At 57.9% G+C, this 20,489-nt stretch carries 27 protein-coding genes and 1 tRNA gene; 10 read left to right on the plus strand and 18 right to left on the minus strand.

The features are described 5' to 3' along the window. Positions 1 to 3: 3 nt before the first annotated feature. The 12 genes from LUU92_RS16890 to LUU92_RS16945 form a co-directional block, all read right to left on the minus strand. Positions 4 to 567, minus strand: a complete 564-nt coding sequence (locus tag LUU92_RS16890; RefSeq protein ID WP_257102357.1) for a phage baseplate assembly protein V — start codon at positions 565 to 567, stop codon at positions 4 to 6. Continuing rightward, on the minus strand, positions 564 to 1,094 hold the full coding sequence (locus LUU92_RS16895) for a hypothetical protein (protein ID WP_257102358.1): 531 nt from the start codon (positions 1,092 to 1,094) through the stop codon (positions 564 to 566). The genes LUU92_RS16890 and LUU92_RS16895 overlap by 4 nt, the downstream gene beginning before the upstream one ends. Beyond that, complete coding sequence (locus LUU92_RS16900; RefSeq protein WP_257102359.1) at positions 1,087 to 1,743, minus strand: hypothetical protein; 657 nt, start codon at positions 1,741 to 1,743, stop codon at positions 1,087 to 1,089. Before LUU92_RS16900 ends, LUU92_RS16895 begins: the two co-directional genes overlap by 8 nt. After that, complete coding sequence (locus LUU92_RS16905) at positions 1,740 to 2,060, minus strand: head-tail joining protein (RefSeq protein ID WP_257102360.1); 321 nt, start codon at positions 2,058 to 2,060, stop codon at positions 1,740 to 1,742. The genes LUU92_RS16900 and LUU92_RS16905 overlap by 4 nt, the downstream gene beginning before the upstream one ends. A 2-nt stretch (positions 2,061 to 2,062) precedes the next feature. Beyond that, on the minus strand, positions 2,063 to 3,058 hold the full coding sequence (locus tag LUU92_RS16910) for a major capsid protein (protein WP_257102361.1): 996 nt from the start codon (positions 3,056 to 3,058) through the stop codon (positions 2,063 to 2,065). 64 nt (positions 3,059 to 3,122) lie between these two features. Further along, positions 3,123 to 3,461, minus strand: coding sequence for a head decoration protein (locus tag LUU92_RS16915; RefSeq protein WP_257102362.1), 339 nt, complete (start codon positions 3,459 to 3,461; stop codon positions 3,123 to 3,125). Beyond that, complete coding sequence (locus tag LUU92_RS16920) at positions 3,458 to 4,600, minus strand: head maturation protease, ClpP-related (protein WP_257102363.1); 1,143 nt, start codon at positions 4,598 to 4,600, stop codon at positions 3,458 to 3,460. The genes LUU92_RS16915 and LUU92_RS16920 overlap by 4 nt, the downstream gene beginning before the upstream one ends. Further along, the gene (locus LUU92_RS16925; protein WP_257102364.1) at positions 4,597 to 6,078 is read right to left on the minus strand and encodes a phage portal protein; all 1,482 of its coding nucleotides are present in this window, start codon (positions 6,076 to 6,078) and stop codon (positions 4,597 to 4,599) included. Before LUU92_RS16925 ends, LUU92_RS16920 begins: the two co-directional genes overlap by 4 nt. Continuing rightward, entirely contained in the window at positions 6,078 to 6,284 is a 207-nt protein-coding gene (locus LUU92_RS16930; RefSeq protein ID WP_069023714.1) for a phage head-tail joining protein, read from the minus strand. The genes LUU92_RS16925 and LUU92_RS16930 overlap by 1 nt, the downstream gene beginning before the upstream one ends. 1 nt (position 6,285) lies before the next feature. After that, positions 6,286 to 8,292, minus strand: a complete 2,007-nt coding sequence (locus LUU92_RS16935; RefSeq protein ID WP_257102365.1) for a phage terminase large subunit family protein — start codon at positions 8,290 to 8,292, stop codon at positions 6,286 to 6,288. Positions 8,293 to 8,296: 4 nt separating this feature from the next. Beyond that, positions 8,297 to 8,854 (minus strand): terminase small subunit, encoded by a 558-nt coding sequence (locus tag LUU92_RS16940; RefSeq protein WP_257102366.1) that lies wholly within the window; start codon positions 8,852 to 8,854, stop codon positions 8,297 to 8,299. Positions 8,855 to 9,058: 204 nt separating this feature from the next. After that, complete coding sequence (locus LUU92_RS16945) at positions 9,059 to 9,403, minus strand: phage holin family protein (RefSeq protein ID WP_093527474.1); 345 nt, start codon at positions 9,401 to 9,403, stop codon at positions 9,059 to 9,061. Between the two features lie 86 nt (positions 9,404 to 9,489). On the opposite strand from LUU92_RS16945, the gene LUU92_RS16950 reads away from it, so the two are divergent. Beyond that, positions 9,490 to 9,837: a hypothetical protein gene (locus LUU92_RS16950; protein WP_257102367.1), complete on the plus strand. Its 348-nt coding sequence runs from the start codon at positions 9,490 to 9,492 to the stop codon at positions 9,835 to 9,837. A gap of 461 nt (positions 9,838 to 10,298) precedes the next feature. Here the strand turns inward: LUU92_RS16950 and LUU92_RS16955 are convergent, their stop codons facing one another. Genes LUU92_RS16955 through LUU92_RS16970 form a run of 4 tightly spaced genes read right to left on the minus strand, consistent with a single transcriptional unit; the run spans position 10,299 to position 13,604 of the window. Continuing rightward, positions 10,299 to 10,664, minus strand: coding sequence for a PA0613 family protein (locus tag LUU92_RS16955; RefSeq protein ID WP_177147155.1), 366 nt, complete (start codon positions 10,662 to 10,664; stop codon positions 10,299 to 10,301). Continuing rightward, positions 10,657 to 12,876 (minus strand): VapE domain-containing protein, encoded by a 2,220-nt coding sequence (locus tag LUU92_RS16960; protein ID WP_257102368.1) that lies wholly within the window; start codon positions 12,874 to 12,876, stop codon positions 10,657 to 10,659. Before LUU92_RS16960 ends, LUU92_RS16955 begins: the two co-directional genes overlap by 8 nt. Then, a complete protein-coding gene (locus LUU92_RS16965) occupies positions 12,866 to 13,198 on the minus strand; it encodes a TraR/DksA family transcriptional regulator (protein WP_503366962.1) in 333 nt (110 codons plus the stop codon). Before LUU92_RS16965 ends, LUU92_RS16960 begins: the two co-directional genes overlap by 11 nt. Continuing rightward, the gene (locus LUU92_RS16970; RefSeq protein ID WP_257102370.1) at positions 13,086 to 13,604 is read right to left on the minus strand and encodes a phage regulatory CII family protein; all 519 of its coding nucleotides are present in this window, start codon (positions 13,602 to 13,604) and stop codon (positions 13,086 to 13,088) included. The genes LUU92_RS16965 and LUU92_RS16970 overlap by 113 nt, the downstream gene beginning before the upstream one ends. A gap of 657 nt (positions 13,605 to 14,261) precedes the next feature. On the opposite strand from LUU92_RS16970, the gene LUU92_RS16975 reads away from it, so the two are divergent. After that, positions 14,262 to 14,909, plus strand: a complete 648-nt coding sequence (locus LUU92_RS16975; protein WP_257102371.1) for a LexA family protein — start codon at positions 14,262 to 14,264, stop codon at positions 14,907 to 14,909. Positions 14,910 to 14,920: 11 nt separating this feature from the next. Here LUU92_RS16975 and LUU92_RS16980 read toward each other — a convergent pair whose 3' ends face one another. Further along, positions 14,921 to 15,766, minus strand: coding sequence for a hypothetical protein (locus tag LUU92_RS16980; RefSeq protein ID WP_257102372.1), 846 nt, complete (start codon positions 15,764 to 15,766; stop codon positions 14,921 to 14,923). Positions 15,767 to 16,134: 368 nt separating this feature from the next. Here LUU92_RS16980 and LUU92_RS16985 point away from each other — a divergent pair, with 368 nt between their 5' ends. The 8 genes from LUU92_RS16985 (at position 16,135) to LUU92_RS17020 (ending at position 20,245) form a co-directional block, all read left to right on the plus strand. Beyond that, positions 16,135 to 16,716: a hypothetical protein gene (locus LUU92_RS16985; protein WP_257102373.1), complete on the plus strand. Its 582-nt coding sequence runs from the start codon at positions 16,135 to 16,137 to the stop codon at positions 16,714 to 16,716. A 9-nt stretch (positions 16,717 to 16,725) separates the two neighbouring features. Next, a complete protein-coding gene (locus LUU92_RS16990; protein ID WP_257102374.1) occupies positions 16,726 to 17,010 on the plus strand; it encodes a phage antirepressor KilAC domain-containing protein in 285 nt (94 codons plus the stop codon). Positions 17,011 to 17,165: 155 nt separating this feature from the next. Next, positions 17,166 to 17,492 carry a pyocin activator PrtN family protein gene (locus tag LUU92_RS16995; protein ID WP_257102375.1) on the plus strand — a complete coding sequence of 109 codons (327 nt, stop codon included), beginning with the start codon at positions 17,166 to 17,168 and terminating at the stop codon, positions 17,490 to 17,492. A gap of 49 nt (positions 17,493 to 17,541) precedes the next feature. Next, complete coding sequence (locus LUU92_RS17000; protein WP_257102376.1) at positions 17,542 to 17,943, plus strand: hypothetical protein; 402 nt, start codon at positions 17,542 to 17,544, stop codon at positions 17,941 to 17,943. Continuing rightward, positions 17,940 to 18,161, plus strand: a complete 222-nt coding sequence (locus tag LUU92_RS17005; protein WP_257102377.1) for a hypothetical protein — start codon at positions 17,940 to 17,942, stop codon at positions 18,159 to 18,161. The genes LUU92_RS17000 and LUU92_RS17005 overlap by 4 nt, the downstream gene beginning before the upstream one ends. Beyond that, positions 18,158 to 18,700 carry a phosphohydrolase gene (locus LUU92_RS17010; RefSeq protein WP_257102378.1) on the plus strand — a complete coding sequence of 181 codons (543 nt, stop codon included), beginning with the start codon at positions 18,158 to 18,160 and terminating at the stop codon, positions 18,698 to 18,700. The genes LUU92_RS17005 and LUU92_RS17010 overlap by 4 nt, the downstream gene beginning before the upstream one ends. Positions 18,701 to 18,918: 218 nt before the next feature. Next, positions 18,919 to 19,194, plus strand: coding sequence for a DUF4224 domain-containing protein (locus tag LUU92_RS17015; protein WP_257103865.1), 276 nt, complete (start codon positions 18,919 to 18,921; stop codon positions 19,192 to 19,194). A gap of 1 nt (position 19,195) precedes the next feature. Next, entirely contained in the window at positions 19,196 to 20,245 is a 1,050-nt protein-coding gene (locus tag LUU92_RS17020; RefSeq protein WP_257102379.1) for a tyrosine-type recombinase/integrase, read from the plus strand. Positions 20,246 to 20,361: 116 nt separating this feature from the next. Here LUU92_RS17020 and LUU92_RS17025 read toward each other — a convergent pair. Continuing rightward, positions 20,362 to 20,452 (minus strand) — tRNA-Ser (locus LUU92_RS17025). Positions 20,453 to 20,489 lie beyond the last annotated feature (37 nt).

A 20,489-nucleotide genomic window follows, 5' to 3' on the forward strand; every position in this document is an offset into this window, starting at 1 on the left:
CTGTCAGTGCTTGTGATTCGGCGTATTGCCAGTGGTATCGATGATCGAACCTCCACCAGTAATGTCGCCCGTTACGTGCAATGGCCCAGTAATAGCGACATTGCCTGTCAGCCCGATATCCCCTGCCACCACCGTGACCGCGCTATCGGTGACGGTGGCTACCGTGCCGCCGACCTTGATAGTGACTTTCCCGGAAGGCAAGGTGATGCTGTAGCTGCTGGCCTGCCAGTCGTAAACCAGCGACCCGCCGTCATCAAAACGCCACACCTCGACGTGATCGCGATTGTCCGGTGGTGGACCTGCATCGCCATACAAGCCAGGAATGAACGTGCCCATTGCCGGGTTGCCGCTGGGACTGAACAACTTGCCCTGCTCGCCTAGGCTGGGCACTCGCCAATGCCGGGCCTTACCAGCGGCCACGCTGTGCCAGCGCACCCAGGCGCTGACCCACGCCCCTGCCCTGACCCTGACAACCGGCGGCGAGGCCGTGGTATCAACGGCAGCCACCACACAATCCATCAGCATCGCGGCGATCATGCGGTCGCTCTCGCCGCTCCCGTAGCTCATTCCAAGTGCTCCGGCGCGACGTACTGCTCTCGGCTGCCCGGGCCAATATCCGGGCTTACACCGATCAACAGCGTGCCCGGTGGTTCATCCGGCCAGGGCCACTCTTCGGCACCGAGATAGATCGTCTGATTCCACTCCACCAGCCAGACGGTGTAGCCATCCAACTCTGGGCGAGTCCAGTCCTGCACCGCCTGGATAAACTCGGCACATTCGACAGGCAACCCCCAGTTCTGCGCCCGCAACAACACGATCAGCTGAGTCGCCAACTGCACCACCTGACGGTGATGATCAGACTGGAGGGGATCTACGATGATCCGCGCTTCAAACTTGCAGACCATGGTGGTTTCACCGGTACCGATATCCACGCCTGGCTCGATCTCGGACATCTCCAGGAACACCGCAGGCAAGGGAATGTGATTCTCGATATTCGGCCAGGCAGCAACGGTTTGAACCCCCGGTAGATGTTGCTGCAGGTGCTGCTCGATAGCCTGATAAAGCTGGTCGAGGGTCAACGTTTCGTCAGACACGTGGTGTCCCCTTCAAATACTTCTGCAGTTCAAAGTTGAGTTCCTGCGTGAGGATCTCCAGCAGGCGCTCATCGGCACGCTTTACCCAGGCATCGAAGTGCGGTCGCACTTGCTCCAGCGACACCTTGGCTTTCGCCAGGGGAAAGCGGTTGTCGTTTTCTTCGACAAAGCCCGAGCGTCTGCCACCCTGAGCGGCATCCGGGTAGTCGGTGGTGTTGAAGTGTTTACTGGACGTGCGGATCCAGATATCGGCATTACTGCCGTAGACCTTCTTGAAGAACGCCCCCTGGTAACGCCGACCAGCAACCGACACACCCGCCCCGGTTTGCCGTGCCCGACCAGTGCGGCTGGCTTCAATGGCATTGATGCCGAACCACAACTTGCCGCGCATCTCCCCACCAGTCACCGGGTACGCCCGAAGACGTTGCCGGACGGCACTGATGGCGATCCGTTCCTGCTTGCCGACAGCCCGTGCAATATGAGTGCGCAGCCAACGGATTGTTTTGTTGATTGCACGCCGCTGGGCCGCCGCCGCTGCCTTGGGCACCAGCTCGCCGAACTCCTTCAGCGCCTGAACATGCACCGCCGACGGCTGGATGGTGAGCATCCCACCGTCGCGCTTCTGCTGGGTATAGCTGCCGATGCTCATGGCCGTTTCCTCAAGATCAAGGCCACCAGGCCATTACCGTTTGGCTCAAGCTGCAGCAGGTCATAGTCGCCGCCACCATCCAACGCCGGCAGATCAACGCTGACCCGTAAGCCCTTTACCAAGCCATCCGAATCCTTGACGCGGATCTCGAAGCGCGGCTCCCGCAGACCGGTATTGAGTTTGCCGAACTGGGGCTGTTTCCAGGGTGCAGAGAACATGCCCAGCACCGGCTCGTCGCGACCTTCGATCTGGGCGATGTCGCCGAGGGTTTCGAAGACCACGTCGTCGATGTCGTCGATCAGATCGCGGAAGGCCACGGTCACATCTCCAGCAGGATCTGCGCCAACGGTCGCGTGCACAAGTGCAGCGGGTTGGACTGAGCTTCCCCGGCCATGCCTTTGTTGAAAGGCAGCGGCTCGATTTTGCTATAGTAAGGAACACCTTCGGTGTTGACCGTTTCCATATAGTCAGCGGGGGCGAACACTGAGATGTACAAGTCCGGAACACCTTCAGGAATGAGCAAAGCCTTGTCATCATGCACGAACGTCATCCCGGCGATTTTGCCGCGATAACGTTCCCAGGTAATGCCACCGTAGTCGAAACTTTCCCGGGCATCACCGCGCAGAGCAGCGGCTTGCTGAGTGTTGAGGTAAGTTTTTTTCACCTCATCAATTTCCAAAAGCGCATTCCAGAAATTCTTGCCGCAGAAAGCACGCGAGCCACTGCGCGTCACGCTGCCCAATGCATCCTCTTGCAGATCCAATGCCTCACCACACTGCACGCGAAACGACTTTTTCTCACCGACCAAGCCCATCGACAACGATTTTCGCTTAACGCCAAAGCGATCATACAAATCGAGCAGCACGGTCTTGCCGTCGGCATCGTAGATCTTGCCGTTTAGCGCGCCGAGACGCTGAAATTCATGAGTGACGTCCAACTGTCGGCGTGCCTTGGCCAACCGTTTGTTGACCACGTCCTGTACCGACTGAAGTTCGGAACGCGTGCCGAAAGCGCGAATACCCTGGATCTCGTCAGCCTTGATGGTGAAGCGTTGCGGCAGGTGTACGGTGTTGAAGGGGATCAGCGAGCGCTTAGTACCCCCAACTACCAGACCGGACGTCCCCCGTTCACCGGCCGGCACCAATGCCAAAGTGTCACCGTCCTTTTCGATCTGTACCGTAAGAGTGGTAATGCCCTCTTCCTGGAACAGGCCCAGGCTGCTGATACGTCCGGGAACGTATTCCTGTTCGTTGATTGCGGCGGTCAACGAAGATACCGAAAACGCATCGTCATTGAAGATTTGAATGTCTGCCATGAAACATGTCTCCAGAAAACAAAAAACCCGCAAAACGCGGGTTGAAGGGTATGAACGGATCGCCTTAGCGGACGATCACGTTTCGGGCGTTCAGCGCTTTCTCAGCGGCAGGGTCAAGACCAGTCAGGTGTGCTTCGCTAACCTCGGCCAGACGCACCACTGCGCGCCCCCGGCGCACCACATCCGACATGCTCAATGGACCAAAGAGGATTGCCTGCGCGTTCTCGCTACCGTCTTCAGCTGTAGGGCTATATGGTGCAAACTCACCAGTGGCGGTGACCAATCCGAGGATCTGCCCAGGTTCTAACGCTGGACCGGCAGCGACATTGATCGCTTCGCGGGAAATGGTGCCAGCGCCCTCGGACAGCAGGAATTCGCCTGCGTGCATTGATTCAATTTTCATGCTTTTGCTCCTTTCGAATTACTGTTCTGCGCCGCCTGACGGGAAGCCCAGATTGATTGAGGGTTGGCTTGCTTAGCCTGGACCTTGGGGGCCGGGTCATTGTCCAGCGGCAAGCTGTTATTGATTTCAAAGCCGCCGCCACTGCTCACCAGCTTGTCGAACAGGCGCGCCCTAACGGCTGCTTCATCCAAACCGGCAGCCAGAAATTCGCCGGTCAGTTCCGGCAATCGTGCTGCCACGCACAAGCCGTGCAGCGCTTTCGCCTTGGTCAGCGCCGCAGTGACTACCGCTTCGCTTTCCAGCTTCGTCGAAGCGAGTATCGGATCCACCAGGTTGCTGATGCCTGCAGCCGCACACCCCTTGGTAACCATCAACGCCAATCCGGCAGCGTCCAATACGGGTGCTGGATCCGCAGGTTTTACAGGATCCGTCGGCTCGACATCTGGCTCTTCGTCCAACTGAGCCAGCAATTCAGCCGGGGCATTCTGGAAGCGCTGCAACACACTGCCCTGCCCGAGGCAGGCTTTCACCTTCAGACCGTCGCCCACTTCATCGGCCAAGCCCAAGGCCACTGCTTCGTTGGCTGTTAGCCAGGTTTCGGCGTTGACCATGCGCCGCAGCTCGGCCTCGTCGATGTCCGGCGCTTTGGACTTGTAAGCCGCAATGATCGCTTCCAGTGTCTGGTCCAGTACGTCGGCGACACGCCGGAAGTCCTCGGCATCACCGCCAGTAAAGGTGTAGGGGTTGTGAATCATCAGCATGGCGTTGGCCGCGATCACCACCCGGTGAGCGCCACAAACGGCAACACTGGCCGCGCTGGCAGCCAGCGCATCAATGCGCCCGGTACAGCGCTCGCCCAAGCGCGACAGCGCGTTGTGAATAGCCAGGCCGTCGAACAGGTCGCCGCCGATGCTGTTGAACGCCACAACCACCGGGGAAGCGCCGTCATCCATCGCCCGCAGATCCTGAACAAACTGATTAGCGCTGACACCCCAGGTGCCGATCTCGCCGTATACAAAGACCTCAATGGTCTGTTGCTCGGCTTCGCCGCTGGCCTTGAAGGTGTACCAACTTTTATCCGCGACTTTTACCTGCTTGCCAGCCTTGTCATAAATGCGCGGGATCGCTTTTTTACTCATTGTTGTTCCTTGTCATCAATCGGCTCGATGGCATCAAGCGTGGTGTAGTTGAGGCCCAGATCGGTGGACCTGGCGAGGTCAGCCGCGTTTTCCGCGTCGATGGTTTCCGCGTCGTATCCGTTGCGCAGACACATCTCGCTGCGCGAACCGAAGCCCGCCTGCACTTCCATCCGCCGCGCTTGGACGTCCTGTACTGGTTGAATGTAGGCCCAGCCTTGTGGCACCCATCGTGTGCGCAGGTATTCGCGGCGACGTTGCGCGTAGTCCTCCAGCACAAGGGCACCGGACAGCACCGCCATGTCCATCCAGGCGGCTCGCACCGGGCGACACAGCTGATGCACATACACGCCGAATTGCAGCTGCTCCAGGCGGCGCCGGAACTCGTTGAGTACCACCCGCAGCGCCCGGTCGTTGACCTCTCGCATATCGCCGGTAAGGATCTCGTAAGGCGTGCCCGAACCCGCCGCCGCAGCCATCAGCTGCTGACGCATGAAGTCGGGGTAGTTGTTGCCGGCGTCCGGTGGCTTGGAGAACTCCACCTCTTCACCTGGCCCCAGTTCCTGCATGGTGCCGGGCTCCAGGGCCACCATCGGTGTGAAGCCGTCGCGGTCGGTGGTCAGCAGCTGCCCCGTGACAGGATCGCGGGGTTGCTGCCCCATCTCCGGTGATGGCCGCTTGATAAAACCGGCAAACAGGTTCGCCACTTCCTGGCGGAACAGCACCGCGTCATCGTAGTTGTCCAAGCTGCGCAGGCGCTTTAACACGGGCGCCAAACGCGGTACACCGCGCAGTTGCCCCGGCTCCATCGGTTCAAAGATGTGCAGCACCTGCGCCGCCGGCACGCGCACCAACTGGTTGTAGCCGGCATTCAGCGACGAGGAGTCGCGTGGGTGCGACAGGTACATCCAATAGGCCACACGCTTGCCTGCCGGGTTGAACTCGATCCCGGCGCGGATCACGTTGCCGTTTTTGGCGGTCTCGAACTTGTCGTGTGGGACAAACTCAGGGGCCAGTGCCTGCAGCTGCAGTGGCACCGCTAAACCTTCGCTCGGACTGCGCGGCCTGAGCCGCACAAAGCACTCACCGGCCGTTTCAACGGTGCGCGCCACCAGCGCCTGCATGCCGTAGAAGTCGGTCAGCTCGTCGGCGTCCGCCTCATCCACCCAGTCGTCCCACAGCTGTTGCTTGAGTTTGCGCAGGGCCGCGTCATCCGTGGTCGGCCTGGGCGTGATGCCGGTACCGATCAGGTTGCTGACGCGCTTGTCGATGACGTTGAACGCGTACGGATCATTACGCACCGCCGCCCGCGAGCGAGCCCTCAGGTTGCGCAGGGCCGGGGTGTTGATGCTGTTGATGCCGTTGTCGGTGGCTTCCCAACTGGCCGAACGCCGGCCCTCCCCGGCGCCTTCGTAACTGGCCTTGATGTTCGACGGCAGCAAGAATCCATTACGGGTGAGCGTCGGATAATGTCGGGCCATTAGAGTCCCTTGCCTCCGTGGGTAAGCCGAATCACGCGAGAGCGTGGCCCGGCGGCGTTGGTCAGCGACGTGCGAATCTCGTCGCGAGCCTTGAGCAGTTCGTCGATGGAGCGGTATTCCACCGTGCGGTCGCTGTAGCGCACGGTCTTTTCACCACGTGCGATGGCGCGCTCGATGGCTTCGAGGTGCTTCGGAGTAAACGACATATCAGCGTCTCTTCAGGTAACCGCTGGTGGAGCTGCGGCGTTGTGGGGGTGCAGCGAGTCGCGGTTGGGCGACCGGGGCAACGGGTTCAGGCGCCACTTGGGGGGTCGCGGGAGCCTCTGCGGCGACCGTGACACGCTCAGCAGCGACCACCTTTTCATCGAACAAACCGGCCTGTGCTAGCGAGTTCCGTACCCGGTCCCAGTCGTGTTCCTGATACCGGTTGATGCCGAGGTAATGCGCCATCGCCAGGCAATACACCATCAGGTCGAGGGCTTCGTTTCGCTCGGCTTTGCCCTTGATCCACTCGATACGCTTGTGACCGCGCACATACTTGGCGACCTTGCGCTCGGCCACGCACTGGGCGAAGAACTCGTCCGGCAGGTCATTGGCGAAATGCAAAGCCCCTGGACCGGACTCGAACTGGTAGCGGTTGTAGATCCAATCCTTCGCGGTGTCTGTACCAACAAACCAAAGCTCGGCGCCGCCGCGTTCGGTCTGGCCCTTCCAGGTTACATCGACCATAGACGGCCGCTGAGCGATCACCGGCTTACCGGGCTTGCTCGCGCCCTTAATGGCGAAGATGTTGCGCCAGCGCCGCACGCGGCAGAATTGGTATACCTCGTCGGTGTGGTGGCCGCCGGAGTCGACGGCGACTGCAAGAATGCCTAAGCCGACGCCGCAGGGGTGCCGGTACCGCTCTTTCAGCAGTTCATCCAGCACAGCCCAGGTGCGTTCGTCCGAAGGGTCGCCCGCGATCACACGATGATCAATGACCCAGCGCTCCATGCCGACGCCCCAGCCCATTGCCATGAACTCCAGGCGGTCGGCCTGTACATCGACAGCGCCGGTGATCATCATCACAGCGGCCGGCATCGCACCAAGGGAGAACCCTTCCCGGCGCGCCCGCTCGATCAGCACCGATGCCTTGGTCTGCTCTTGCGCGCTGTCCCACACCTTAGCCAGGCGGGTGTTGTAGAACACCTGCATGGGCTCAAGGTCGCCCTTGGCCTGGGCTTTTTTCGCCTTTTCGAACTGCCTGGCGAGCGTGCGCCAGTCCATCCAACCTGGAGGGGAATAGAGCGCATTCAGATGAAAGCCGACCGTCTCGCCATCGCCTTGTGCCTGGGAACGCCATTCCCCCTGGGCCAACATTTGCCCCTTGAAGTGTTCTTCAATCAGCACGTCGCAGTCCATCCCAGAAGCTGCGCACTTGTAATGCACCACACTAAAGTCTGCAGAGTAGAGAAGGTTCTCCCACTCAAGTACTTGCATGTGACCGCAGTACGGGCATGGAACGTAGTAGTAACGTTGATCGCTGGACTCGAACAGGTCGCTGATACGCGAAGCACCCTTGATGGTCGGCGAACTGGAGAAATAGAACTTGGCGTTGCGGCCGAAAGTGCTACCCCGCGTTTCTGCCAACTCGATAGGATCGCCCTCTTCCCCTACGTCAACTTCCCACCGGTCGATCTCATCGCCATAGATATAACGCGCAGATAGCTCTGAAAGGTTGGCTGCAGATCCCGCAGTGGTTACGTAAAGCGAGCCGCCCTCGAACTCCTTGGTGTCCATGGTATTGCGTGCGTCTCGCGACCTGGTGGAAGCGACACGCTTACGCAACACAGGTGTGGCTTTGATGGTTTTGTTGATTCTGGAGGACACCCGTTTTGCCAGGCCCAGACTAGGCAACAGCGCGAGGATATTCGACGGAGCCATATGAATCAGGCCTCCGATCCAATTCAGGCCGATCTGCGTTTTCATCAGTTGCGATGCGACCATAGTGATCACACGCTTGCAGGGATGCGCCGGCGAAAGGCACCGCATCGGTTCACGAGCGTAAGGTGTCCGTGAGGTGCGATACTGGCCTGGCTCAGCAGCCCCGGTATCACGCGGGATCCGCATATACTCGTCAGCCCACTCATCAATCCAGACATCCGGATCAGGTTTTAGCCCACGGAAATACGCTTCACGGTAAACCTCTTCACCATCAGGCATTTGCGTATGCATGGGCTTAACTCGTGTTCAGTACATGTTCAAGGTCGGATGAAGACATACGTTCAGCGTCCTCTAAAGAGCGGCGGATCGCCGCCGTTAAGTGCCTCTCGATTTGCCATGGATCAGTCATCGCTGCCAGCTCAGGCGCGAGCTGTGGAGACATTCCTAGGAGCTGATCTCGCAAAAGACGTCCGGCGTTGTAAGCACCGGTTTCAACAGCTTCGCGCTCGACCAGAGAACCCTGCTGTTTGTGAAAGTTGGCTTGTTCCTGCAGTGCCAGGTAGTGCTCACGCAGCGCACGAGACTTTTGAAAGTCTGCCGCCAGCCCAACTTGCGGCACCGCAGGTTCTTCGGCGGCGTTTTGAGCCTCCTTTTGAAGGCGAAGCCGGTTGTGGCGGTCCGCGACAGCGGCCTTGCTCGGATCAGCAGAGTCAGCGAGCAAAGCCTCGGTGGCTTCCAGGTCGACCTTGCCGTCGTGAGTCAGCACCAGCCGATCCTGATTAGCCAGCTTAGAAACATACGATTTGGCCCAACCACGTCGCGCCGCAAACTCCGTTTTGCTAATTACGGTCATGATGGAATGTCCTGTTCACCCAATGAATACGGGGTAGTTCACCTGTTCACCTCAGTTCACTAAGCTGGTGAACTGTTCGCTAACGCTTTCCTGCGGGTTTCATGCCCCGTGTCCCTCGAATGCCCCCAGGGTCCCCGGCGGCCTTTCGGCACTTCATTTTGGCGCATACCTCTACAGGCCACGTATTCCGTGGCCTCCAGCGCATCACGCCTGACCGCCGCCCGTGGGCGGCACATCGCACACACCCAACCGCTTGGCGGCCCAGCGCTCGTACAGACCGATGGCGACATCGGCGCCGGCCATCGCGGTGAGGCATCCGATACTTCCCGCTGCCAGGACCGACATGCCTGACGCGTGCAGCAACATCATGGTGGAAAGCCCGCAGACCACGCAGGCCCCGGACCGAAGCAGCAAGCGGCGGACCAGGGACCAGCCGCTTACCCCCGCCTTGTCGGCCCGCCATGCCTCGCCGGAAATCCCGCCGACCAAGGACAGTAGGATCACCATCCAGACCGGCATCTCAATAAGTGCTTGCTGCTCGTTCGTCATCACTCTCTCCAATGCAAAAACCCGGCTCAGGGCCGGGTTTCTTGATATCGTCGGTTGTTCAACTTCAAGTTAAAACAGGGTGTTACATGGATGCTTCTGGGGTTTTCACTGGCTTGCTTACGACCGTGATCGGAGGAAGTTTTGTCGCTTGGCTGTTTGCTCCAGCAGACGTCTTAGGCGGAGCGGTACGCCGCCTCAGAATTATGGGAAGCATCTTGTATCGATCTCTAGCCCTTCTAGGTGCTCTCGCAATGCTAATTAGTTCTGCTAATGAGTTTTACAAATTTGCTTATTCCGAAGCGCCGATCCAGAGAATGGAAGTAATAGGCTTGTTCTTCTACATGCTGAACTTTTTCGTGTACCTGGTGGCTACCATTGCGGTAACTGCAATCTGGGCCAAAGGTGAAGGTTCGAATCGTTCAGAACGCCCTTAGCCTTGCGGTCGCACCTATCGAAGATGGGTACTTTTTACAGGTCGATTCCGGTGGCAGCAAGGGAGTTTTAATGCCATGGCGCAATACGGGTGCAATACAGGTATGACGCAGGTGCAACGCAGGGACAACGCATTCAGTCGGCTATCGTTTCTGGTGCCCCGTCTGACCTGTCCCACTACTCTTGATCGAGGTAGGACAGCTACAGGCGTCTGAATACGAGGCTCTGCCCTACTGTCCTACCTTTATTCCTTTTCTCTTGTGTATAGAGAGAAAGCTAAAAGCACGCATGCGCGCCATGGGCGCGATTACATGCTCGCTATGCTCATGTGTGCGTGGGGCGGGTGAAGGTTGGACGGTAGGACAGGCCAACAACGGTGCGGCCTGCGCCTGTCCAACTGCGCTAAATGGCAGTCGGACAAGGGCGGACAGTAGGACAAAGGCACACGGAGTAACGCCGGGGGTCATGCAGCCTTCCCCATCAGCATGCCGGCAATGTGCAGGTGTGCTTCGTGCAGACGCTGGTAGTAGGTATCCCGACCGCATCCGCAATGGGTGTACTTCTGCGAGAGGAAGCTTTCGTGGTTGCAGTAATGCTCACGCACAACGACCGACAGCTGCGGCGGCAAGTGCTTGTTGACGATCAGCTCGATGTCGGCCGATTCATCCAGCAGCACCCGACTGCCGCGTGTGCCGCGTATCAACTCGCCCTTGCATTCCATCAGCATGGCGATCATGTTGCCGCCGCTCGGCCCGCCCATGTTTTCCGGCATGGGTGAGTGCAGATCCTGCGCCCATAGTTTGAGCATCTCGTCGATTCGCTTAATCATCGAAGCAAGGCTCCTCGATCACCGACTGCTGCAACGCAGACGCACGCCCCCAACCCGCAGGCTTTACATAGGCCCAGGGCCGCACCCCACTCTTAGGCAATGCCGGCATGCGCCGCTTGCGCCAGCCCAACCGGTGCATGATCGCCCCGACCCGCATCTGCTCAGGTTTGCCCCAATGGCCGAAGTCCAGCTTGAGCGCCTGGGTGAGGATCTCGTTGCCGGTGGCCGTTTCGCCGATCTGCGACTCTTCCATCCAGGCCAGGATCGGCCCTTCCCATTCGTCGACGACAAAGCGTTCGTCCTGGGCCTCGGCGAACATCTTGGATTCGTCCTTGTTCACCCACCAGATATCTCCGGCCTCGAAGCAAAACAGCGCCTCGGCCCATAGCTGGTCGCGGATCTCGCGCAATTGTTCCAGGTCGACCTTGTTGCAGAACACCGGCCAGTAGCGGCGATTGCCCGTGGCGTCCTTGAGGTACTCCTCTTGGTTGGTGGTGCCCACGAAAACACACTGGCGTGGCACGTCATTCGTTCTGCGGCCGTAGCTCTCGCGGTAGGTGTCGGTGGACGCGGAGAAAAACTGCTTGGCCTTGGTGCTTTCGGCCTTGTTGAAGCTGTCCAGCTCGCCCAGCTCGACAATCCACTTGCCGCGAATTGCCTGGAAGCTGTCCTTGTCGCCGAGAGCAAAAGGAGTATCCATAAACCACTCGCCACCGAGAACGCCCATTGCCGTGGACTTACCAGCACCCTGCCCGCCTTCGAGGATCATCACCGAGTCAGCCTTGCAGCCTGGGCGCATTACCCGTGCGACCGCAGAGATCAGCCAGCGCTTGCCGACCTTGGCCGAGTACTCGCTGGCCTGGACGCCCAGCACATCAGTGAGCCAGGTTTCAATGCGAGGTACGCGGTCCCACTCCAGCTTCTCCAGGTACTCGCGGACCGGGTGGAAGGCATGATCGTGTGCAACCACGCTGACCGCCTCGATCACATGGGACGCCTTCACACGCAGGTTGTACTGCTGCGCGAGCCACTTCATCACTCGCATGTCATCGATATCGGCCCAATCGCCTGCACCGCCGCCGAAGGGTGCAGACCTTAGCTTGACGATCTTGGAGCTGAACACGCTGTAACCGATGACACCGGCCCAGCGCTCGTCGTTGCCCAGGATCAGCTCGACGTTTTGCATGTGCGCGATCAGGGAGCCGTTCTCGGTGCGAGCGAGTTGGTCTTTCCAACCGCCAGCTGCAGGAGGCTTGACCACCGCCAGCACCTGGCGGCGGACGGCCTCCAAACCTTCGGCGACGTGCAGGTCGTTGAAGTCGGTCCACTTGACCTCGCGCACGCCGGAGAACACCGGGGCAACCACCTGGCCGCCGACAACCAGCGCAGCGTTGTTGGCCTTCTCTTCGCCTGGGTTCCAAGGGTCGCCGTTGGGGCGTTTGGTCTTCCAGTCATCATCGCGACAGATGATCAGCGGGCAGCCGGGGAAGCGCTCGCGCATGGCCTTGGAGACCGGTAGCAGGTTGCCCGCGTCAAAGGCGATGGCGACGGTGAGCGAAGTCGCCATGTGCAGGCTTGCGCCCGTGGCGTAGCCCTCACACACCAGCACCGGCTCGCCCGGTTCAGGGTGTGGGCCGATCAGGTGGAATGCGCCTTCCTTCGACATACCGTAGGGCCAGTAGGCTTTGTCACGCCCGGTGTCCTCTTGCTTCGCGGGGAAGATCACCTGCAGGCCAACGATCTGGTCGCGCACGTTGCACATGGGGACCAAAAAAGCGCCGGTACGTGGCGCATAGCGAACCTTGAAGCCGACGATCTGCTTTCGATCCAAGTAGGCGCTCTTGCCCTTTTCCGGCATACGCTTGAACAGTCCGGCAGCGCGGTTGGCCGCTCGACGTGACGCGTTGGCCGCGATCTCGGCAGCCTTGCGCTTGGCATCCTCCTGGCGAGCGCGCATGACGTCGCGCTCTTCTGGGCTCATACGACTGGCCTTGACCTTGATCTTCTGGGTCTCGCCGGAGCGCCAGTCACCAAAGCTACCGAAGATCAGCGTCTCGTTCTTTTCGGTGCGGTGTTCGTGGATGACGTACCAGCCGTTCTTTTCCTTGCCCTTATCCTGGGTGGTTTTGCAACGGGTGAGCTTTCCGAATACGAGGGGCTGCGCGGGTTCGAGACCGTAGTCCGCGAACTGATTGAACACGTCATCGAGCATAACGAGAAGCCCTCTGATCCCAAGCGGTTTTACACCCAATGCAGAGCGTGCAACCGGGTTGTGCCAAGCGGCGCGCCTCAGGAATAGGTTCGTCGCACTCATCACAGAACATCAGGGAGTGCTGGGCCGTACTGGACATCAGCGCCAAGCGTGCAGCCACGGCTTGATCGATCCGTTCCTGTACCAGATCATTTGCAAAATCAGCGATATCAGCCACGTTCCACCCCACAAGTCGTCTGGTTGACGTAGCGGGCGCGGTTGTACATGCCCAACAATCCCTGAATGCCGCGAAACACCAACTGGCGGATCTCGGCCAGTTCACCGTCGTCGACCTTGCCGTCGCCAATGTGCTTGGCCCAGGTTTCGGACAAATCGGCGACCTGCCGGAAAAACATGGCGATACCCGTTGTCAGGGTTTCAGGCATGTCGTTGGTGTACGCCTCAGCCATTTCCTGCCAGATCGTGTCGCCGACAAGGGCGTGCACCGCATCGAGAATGCGGCGATCCTTGGTCAGTTCGAGGATCTCGCCGAACTCCTGGATATTGACGGTGTGCGAGGGATGGGTGGGAGACAACTTGTGCTGCAGCGTGGTGGCATTGCGGCCGGTGGTGGCGGCGATTGCGGCGGCACCGCCGGGATAGTCCCGTGCGGCGTGGTACAAGGCTAATTCGAGCGTCAGTACTTCCTTTTGCGCTCGATCAACACAGCTTAAAGCTACTCGGCTCATGGCATTAATCCTACTAAGTTGCCAGTGCCCCGCGACGTGTAGTGGTGATACATTTGCCGCGTGGCTTGAAAGGGCCCAAACGCCGGCAAGATCTAGGGATCGAAACCGGCACCGTGCCGAGGCGAACAATCCGTTGCTCACCTCTGGCGCAACAGCTGCCTAATCTGTGGTGGAAAAGGCAGCAACCCAAGACATCCGTGTCTTGGCAGCGCGATAAAGGGAGGCGGTTTGCATGTGGTGTGCCCTCCTACCTTCGTCGCGACCCGACAGCACTGTGGTGGTGTGTGCCGGGAGGAACTGGGCGGCCTTTGGGTCGCCTTTTTTCTAGCTAAATTTCGATCAGCTTAACCCTCCCTGTGGATGCCGAAATGCTCCAGAACATCTGAAATAGACACGTGACCTTCGCTTTCACGAGCTAATGACCTGATGAGAGATACACTCGGATCTTTACTGGCGTATTTGATATGTAGGCGTAGATAACTCGCAGCGATACGACATCGCTTCGCATAAGTCTCAAGCCCCGACGAATCCAAATTGTTGATGTAATCGCGTAGTTTCAAAGTGATCACCTCCAGGCGCATATTAACCCCAGAGGTTAACACTATCAATACCCCGGAGGACATTTATCTCGAAGGTTACTTTGGCCAGACTCTTGCCATGAAAATCGCAGACACTCGCCTTCAAAACTTCAGGAAAATATTGACGGAGAAAAAGCTCCGCCTGACCGATATTGCCGACCTTCTGGGCAAGGCCCCGGCACAGGTAAGCGCCTTCGGCGGTAAGAACCCTACCAAAGGGATTGGCGATCAAATCGCTCGCGAAATCGAAAAGGCTCTCTGCCTAGAGAACGGCTATTTAGATATATCTTATGGTCGCGGTACAACTCATGATGCAACTGTACTTAGCCACACGGGGCGTAAACTACCTGTTATAGGCTCGATCGCGGCAGGTGCATGGTGCGAGCCTGAAAATCATATTGACACCGCAGATGCTGAAGAATGGATTGACGCTCCTGGTCCGGTCGGACCTAAGGCTTTTATTCTGCGAGTTGAAGGTATGAGCATGGAGCCTAAGTTTTTAGCTGGAGACAAAATTGTAGTTGATCCCAGCCTTGAAGCGCTACCTGGACACTATGTTGTTGCCAAGCGAACAAGAGATCAAGCCGCGACTCTTAAGCAATTGAGACAAGAAGGAACTGAACTGTATCTGTATGCGCTCAACCCAGACTGGCCTGAACGCATAATCAAACTCACAGAAGAATGGACAATCTGCGGTCGGGCGCGATGGAAAATATCAGATCTTTAATCCAAATGTCCTCAGTGTTCAAATTGGCTTCCAACTAAGACTTCCATGGTGGTAGGAGCGCTAGGGCCTTTGTCCTTCCTCTTTTTATACATATTCCTAAGGCGATCCAGCCTGACGCTGTTACGCGCTATCCAATCCTTCAAAAGAGATTCGTACTGCATCGGAATATCGAAGCCCTCGTCGCCATCAGCTTCAAGTACCCCTTTGTTTATTAGATTCTCTATACCATCCTCCCAACCGCTGGGAAAATTGTACACATCCGCAACCCTATCTTTATCCTCATAATCTCTTAAGCCGCCACTTACGACTCCATTAAGAACAACGTAGTGGGCAGGATGATCGCGGAAAGACTGCAAACTCTGACGCAACTCATCAGAACCGGTAACGACAGACGATATGACTGGGGCCGCTTGACTTAAATTCCCTATGTCTCGCTGGATCGCCTCAAGTGCTTGTTTGAGCTCCTCCTGTTTTCCTGGATTAGATGCCTGGACACTCTCTATCGTCTTCGCTATTGAAGAACCAATATTTTTCTCGAATATCTCTAATATCTTAGTGATCTCAGAAGTAACAACTGAAGCTGGCGCCACTTCAGATGTCATATCAACTGCACCACTCCCAAACTTATTCTGCTGAAGAATTGAGTCCAGCATTTTATTTGAGAAATCTTTCTGCTGGGATAGACTTGCATCTACCAATATTTTTGTTTCTCTTGCTAGATCCTTTACAGATTCGAGGGCGGCATTGGAGCTTTCAGATAATTTCTGGCTATACCAGATCGCAAACACGCCAAGTGCTATAGAAACAATAGCCAAAGCTACGCCAACTGTAAAAGTAATGACATCCGTTGTTTCCACGTCTAATTCCTTATAGAAATTGGTCAATGAGCTTGATGTGTTCGAGGTCGTCGCGCTGAAAAAAGTAGCACATTGCCATAGCAGACGCGATACCGATCCAAGGCCGCATGCGAAAACACTTACTCCCTCATCTTGACAAATTAACCTTATAGGTTAACTTTGCCTCACTCTTCCACCACAGAGCGAGGCAACACCATGCACACCACAGCCACCCTGCACGTCCATCCGAGCGCTGCTAACCCCTCCCGCATCTTCGAAATCCGCCGCCTGGCACAAGACTGCGGCTGCGCCTTCATCGCGTCCAAACCCAAGCTGAAACAGCGCTACTCACCTGCCCCCTTCGATCCAAACGGCGGAGGGCACGCAGCATGAAAAAGTACAAACTCGACAACCGTACCCTGACCCTGCTCAAGGCCCAGGTATGCCTGACCCAAACCTTCAACCACCTGCTGCGCGCAGAAACACAGCGTGAGGCTCTGGCCTTCCGCCTGAACGTGGAGCGCCGCAAAGCCGACACGCACTTCACCGTTGAACTGGGCAGCGAACGCCACACGCTGACCCTGGCCAACACCAAGAAGATGCACCTCAAACTGGCGGACTTCATTGAGGAGATCGTCAACGGGCCAACCACCCCAAACGATCCATCATCCCTGCCACATGCAGACCGCCGCTTCGGCGTGTTCGAGACCGAACAAAAGCAGCAAGTATTAGACCTAGTGCAGACCGGCGGCGTTCTCAGTCTCGATATGGGCTTCGAGCAACCGATCAACTTGGCAATCCACCGCAACAAAACCCGCACCGGCATCACCACCATCATGAGCATCGGCGTCAGAAAGCCACGCACCAAGTGCTTCACGGTGTACGGCAGCGACGTGGAGATCTACTCCATGGTGGCCGAATCCATCACCCACCTGGCCGCCGTGGCGACACCCGCCGCGCATGCTGCTTAGGAGGCCAAAATGGAACGTAGCCTGGAAAAAACCGCCAAGTACTTCGGCTTCACCCGCCCGAAGCTGATCGCACTCATGCGTGAAAAGGGCCTGCTCAACGACCGCAACCTACCGGCCTTCCCTGTGCGGGATCGCGAGTACCTGCGAGTCAAGGACAGCAACTGGTACCACGAAACCGCCGGCATGCAGTACAGCCAGTCGACCAGGGTCCGCCAAGCCGGCATCCGCTGGCTCGCCGAGCAGTTGGGCCTCGAACTGCCAGCCATCCCGGCAGACAACCGTGACGTGGCCTAGGGAGTACGCCCGCCAGATCGTCGCCATGCGCACACGCGAGGAGCGCAACGCTGCGCTCCTCGAAGTGCCGGAGCATCTGCGGGAGCTGACCAAACGCCATTGCCTGAATGCCTGGAACCACCCTTCACGACTCAAACGCAAGGAGGCCGCTGCCCATGAGCACCAACAGTCAAACACCGCTACGGCTGCAACCCGCACCGGATAGCGCGACCGTCGAGATGCTGCACCAACTCTTCGGCGACGTGCTTATCCCCCTGGAAAAGCTGCGCGTGCACTACTTCAAGAATCTCAACGAAAAGACCTTCACCGAGGCGATCAACAGCGGCCGGATTCAGCTGCCGGTAACCACGCTGGATCACAGTGTGAAGGCCTTGCGGTACGCGCACATCAAGCATGTCGCGGCACTGATCGATATCCGCGCCTACAGAGCAGACGAGGACATGGCACGACTGCAAAACGACTCAACCGAGCTAGACCAGTAACCCCAACGGCTGCCACCACCAGCCAATGTAACTACCAGGAGCACACCACATGACTGCGATTCAAATCTGCGCGCTGATCGGCATCGTATTCGCCACCGGCATCCTCTACTGGGTCGGCTACCGAGGCGGCCTCACAGATGGCAAAAATGATGGCTACGACGAAGGCTATTCCAAAGGGTACGTCTCAGGCCGGGAGGAAGCTTCAGCCGCATACGCAGCCTCTCTCAAAGATATGTCAGATCAATGCATGCGCACCGAACTCTTATTGAGCCGGGAACCACAAGACCGCTACACCCTTTTGGACATTGCCGAAAAGCTGAAGCTCGCGGCAGACACCTTCCGCGCTGTCAGATCCGAAACCCAAGCAACTCAGGCGCTTGCCCTACGTGACAAGGCACTGAATATGGCTGCGCTGATGGATCGCTTCGAGTTGAAGAGGGATGCAGCATGAGCCGAGCCATCCCTATGCTGCGCCTGACACCCCAAGCCGCCGGCACACTGGAGCAGCAACACGCCAAGGCCACCAAGCAACTGCGCGCTCTGACCCGCTACAGCAAAGAGTTCGACCGCCAGTTGAAAGCCCTGATCGGCTATGAAGCTCTGCGCCAATTGCACAAGGCAACCGATAACGCCTTGTTGCTGGCCGACCTGGTGAGGGAAGCCGCATGAACTGGATCCTCACCTCCACCGGCAAGCGCTTCGACTTGTTCGAGCATAACGCCGACATGATCGACCCACGGGACATCTCGCACGCACTGGCCCACCTGTGCCGATTCAACGGCCACACCCGCGAGTTCTACAGCGTGGCCCAACACAGTTGCATCGTTGCCGAGCTGGTGCCGGAAGAGCACAAACTCGCGGCCCTACTTCACGACGCCGCCGAGGCGTACCTGGGTGACATGACGCGGCCACTCAAGCAGTGGATTAGCGCCTACCAGCACTTTGAGGATTGTATCTGGTGGCGAGTGTGCGAGCGGTTCGACATCGCCCCAGAACTCCCCGCGTGCATCTACAAGGCCGACTTGATCGCACTTGCTACCGAACGCCGCGACCTGATGCCAACCGATCCGGCTATCTGGGATTGCTTGGTCGGCATCGAACCCATGGTTGAAACCATCCGCCCATGGCCTGCCGCCGAAGCCCGGCTCACCTACCACCAGCGGCTGATGGACCAACTCGCAATCGAACATCGGAGGAAAGCGGCATGAAGAACCAACAGGACAACACCGGCGCCCTGCCCGCTTTGCTCCGCATTGCAGGTAGCGTCGACACGCTAGAAACAAACAGCCTCTGCTGCGTAGCAGCAGGCATTATTGCTCCTTCCAGCGACACCGCCGAGGCACTTATACCCCACGAAAAGCTGCGCGGGGCAGCGCTCGCTGATGCAACGCTAAACGCTCAGAAACGCCCGCTCGCGCAGCCTGTCGTGGGGTATACGACCCGTTCACAGCCCAAAGCCCTAGAGGCTGAAATCTTCTCGGACGATGAACTGGCCGACCTAACCGGCTATAAGCAGCGAGCCCACCAACGAAAGTGGCTAATCGACCGCAACTGGGTATTCATCGAGAGCCGTGGGGGTCGCCCTTTAGTCGGGCGCATGTACGCTCGCATGAAGCTAGGCATGAGCAATCCAGTACTAATTGAGCAAAGCCCCCCACCTACGCGGCCAGTTTGGACGCCTGACTTCTCCAGGGTGAACTGAGATGCGGCCTCGAAACACAGAAAATAGGGACTTGCCTCCGGGAATGGTCCGCCGTAAACGCCCTCGTAAGAACGGTAAAGTATGGGTCGGTTACTACTACAAAGACTCGACGGGAAAAGAAATCCCGCTTGGCGGCGACCTGAATAAAGCCCGATTGAAGTGGGCAGAGCTTGAGGCCAAGGAAAAGCCAGCAGATCTGACCATAATGCAGGGGATATTTGATCGATACGTCCGCGACGTCATTCCGAAAAAAGGCGAGCGTACCCAGAAAGACAACCTGGCCGAACTAAAACAGCTACGTCCCACATTCGATGGGGCTCCCATAGACTCCATCACGCCGGCAAATATCGCTGGGTATCGCGACGCACGCACCGCCAAGGTCAGGGCTAACAGGGAAATCGCCCTTCTCTCTCACGTCTTCAATATGGCTCGCGAGTGGGGCCTCACCGAGCGGGAGAATCCTTGCCAAGGCGTCAGGAAGAACAAGGAGGTTCCACGCGACTACTACGCCAATGCGGTGGTTTGGGACGCAGTTTACGGTATGGCGGGCCCCGAACTTAAGGAAGCCATGGATCTGGCCTACCTGACAGGCCAGAGGCCGGCCGACGTAATCATCATGCGTAGTGACGACACAGAGGGCGATTACTTCCTAGTCACTCAAGGTAAAACTGGGCAGAAACTCAGAATTTTGATGCGAACAGAATCCGGAGAAAACAGTCTCGGGAAATTGGTTAGAGAGATAACCGAAAGGAATGCCAATCACCCGTCCAAGTACCTACTCATCAACAAGTACGGTAAAAGGATGACGAAAGGTATGTTGCGCCTACGCTGGGACAAGGCAAGGGGAAAGGCGCAGCAGAACGCGCTCGATCAGGGCGACCCTATGCTCGCAGCAAAGATTGGAGGGTTTCAGTTTCGTGACATCAGACCCAAGGCGGCATCGGAAATCCTCGATATTGGCGACGCAAGCCTACTGCTGGGACATAGCAAGCAGGAGATCACCAAACGGGTATACAGAAGGATTGGCGCCACTGCCAAACCATCAAAATAGGCAGAGTTTCGGAACGCCTACCCGGAAGTTTCGGAACGCCTCTCAAAAACCGTCGCGCTCCACCCAAACCCCAGAAACACAAAAGCCCCGCATTCGCGGGGCTTTCGTTTGAATCTTGGCGGGAAACCAGGGATTCGAACCCTGGAGACGCTATTAACGTCCGCCGGTTTTCAAGACCGGTGCATTCAACCACTCTGCCAATTTCCCTTGTGCATCACAGGATTATAGTAGCCTATCCCGTCTC

The sequence above is a fragment of the Pseudomonas extremorientalis genome (assembly GCF_024584605.1).
GTDB lineage: Bacteria > Pseudomonadota > Gammaproteobacteria > Pseudomonadales > Pseudomonadaceae > Aquipseudomonas > Aquipseudomonas extremorientalis.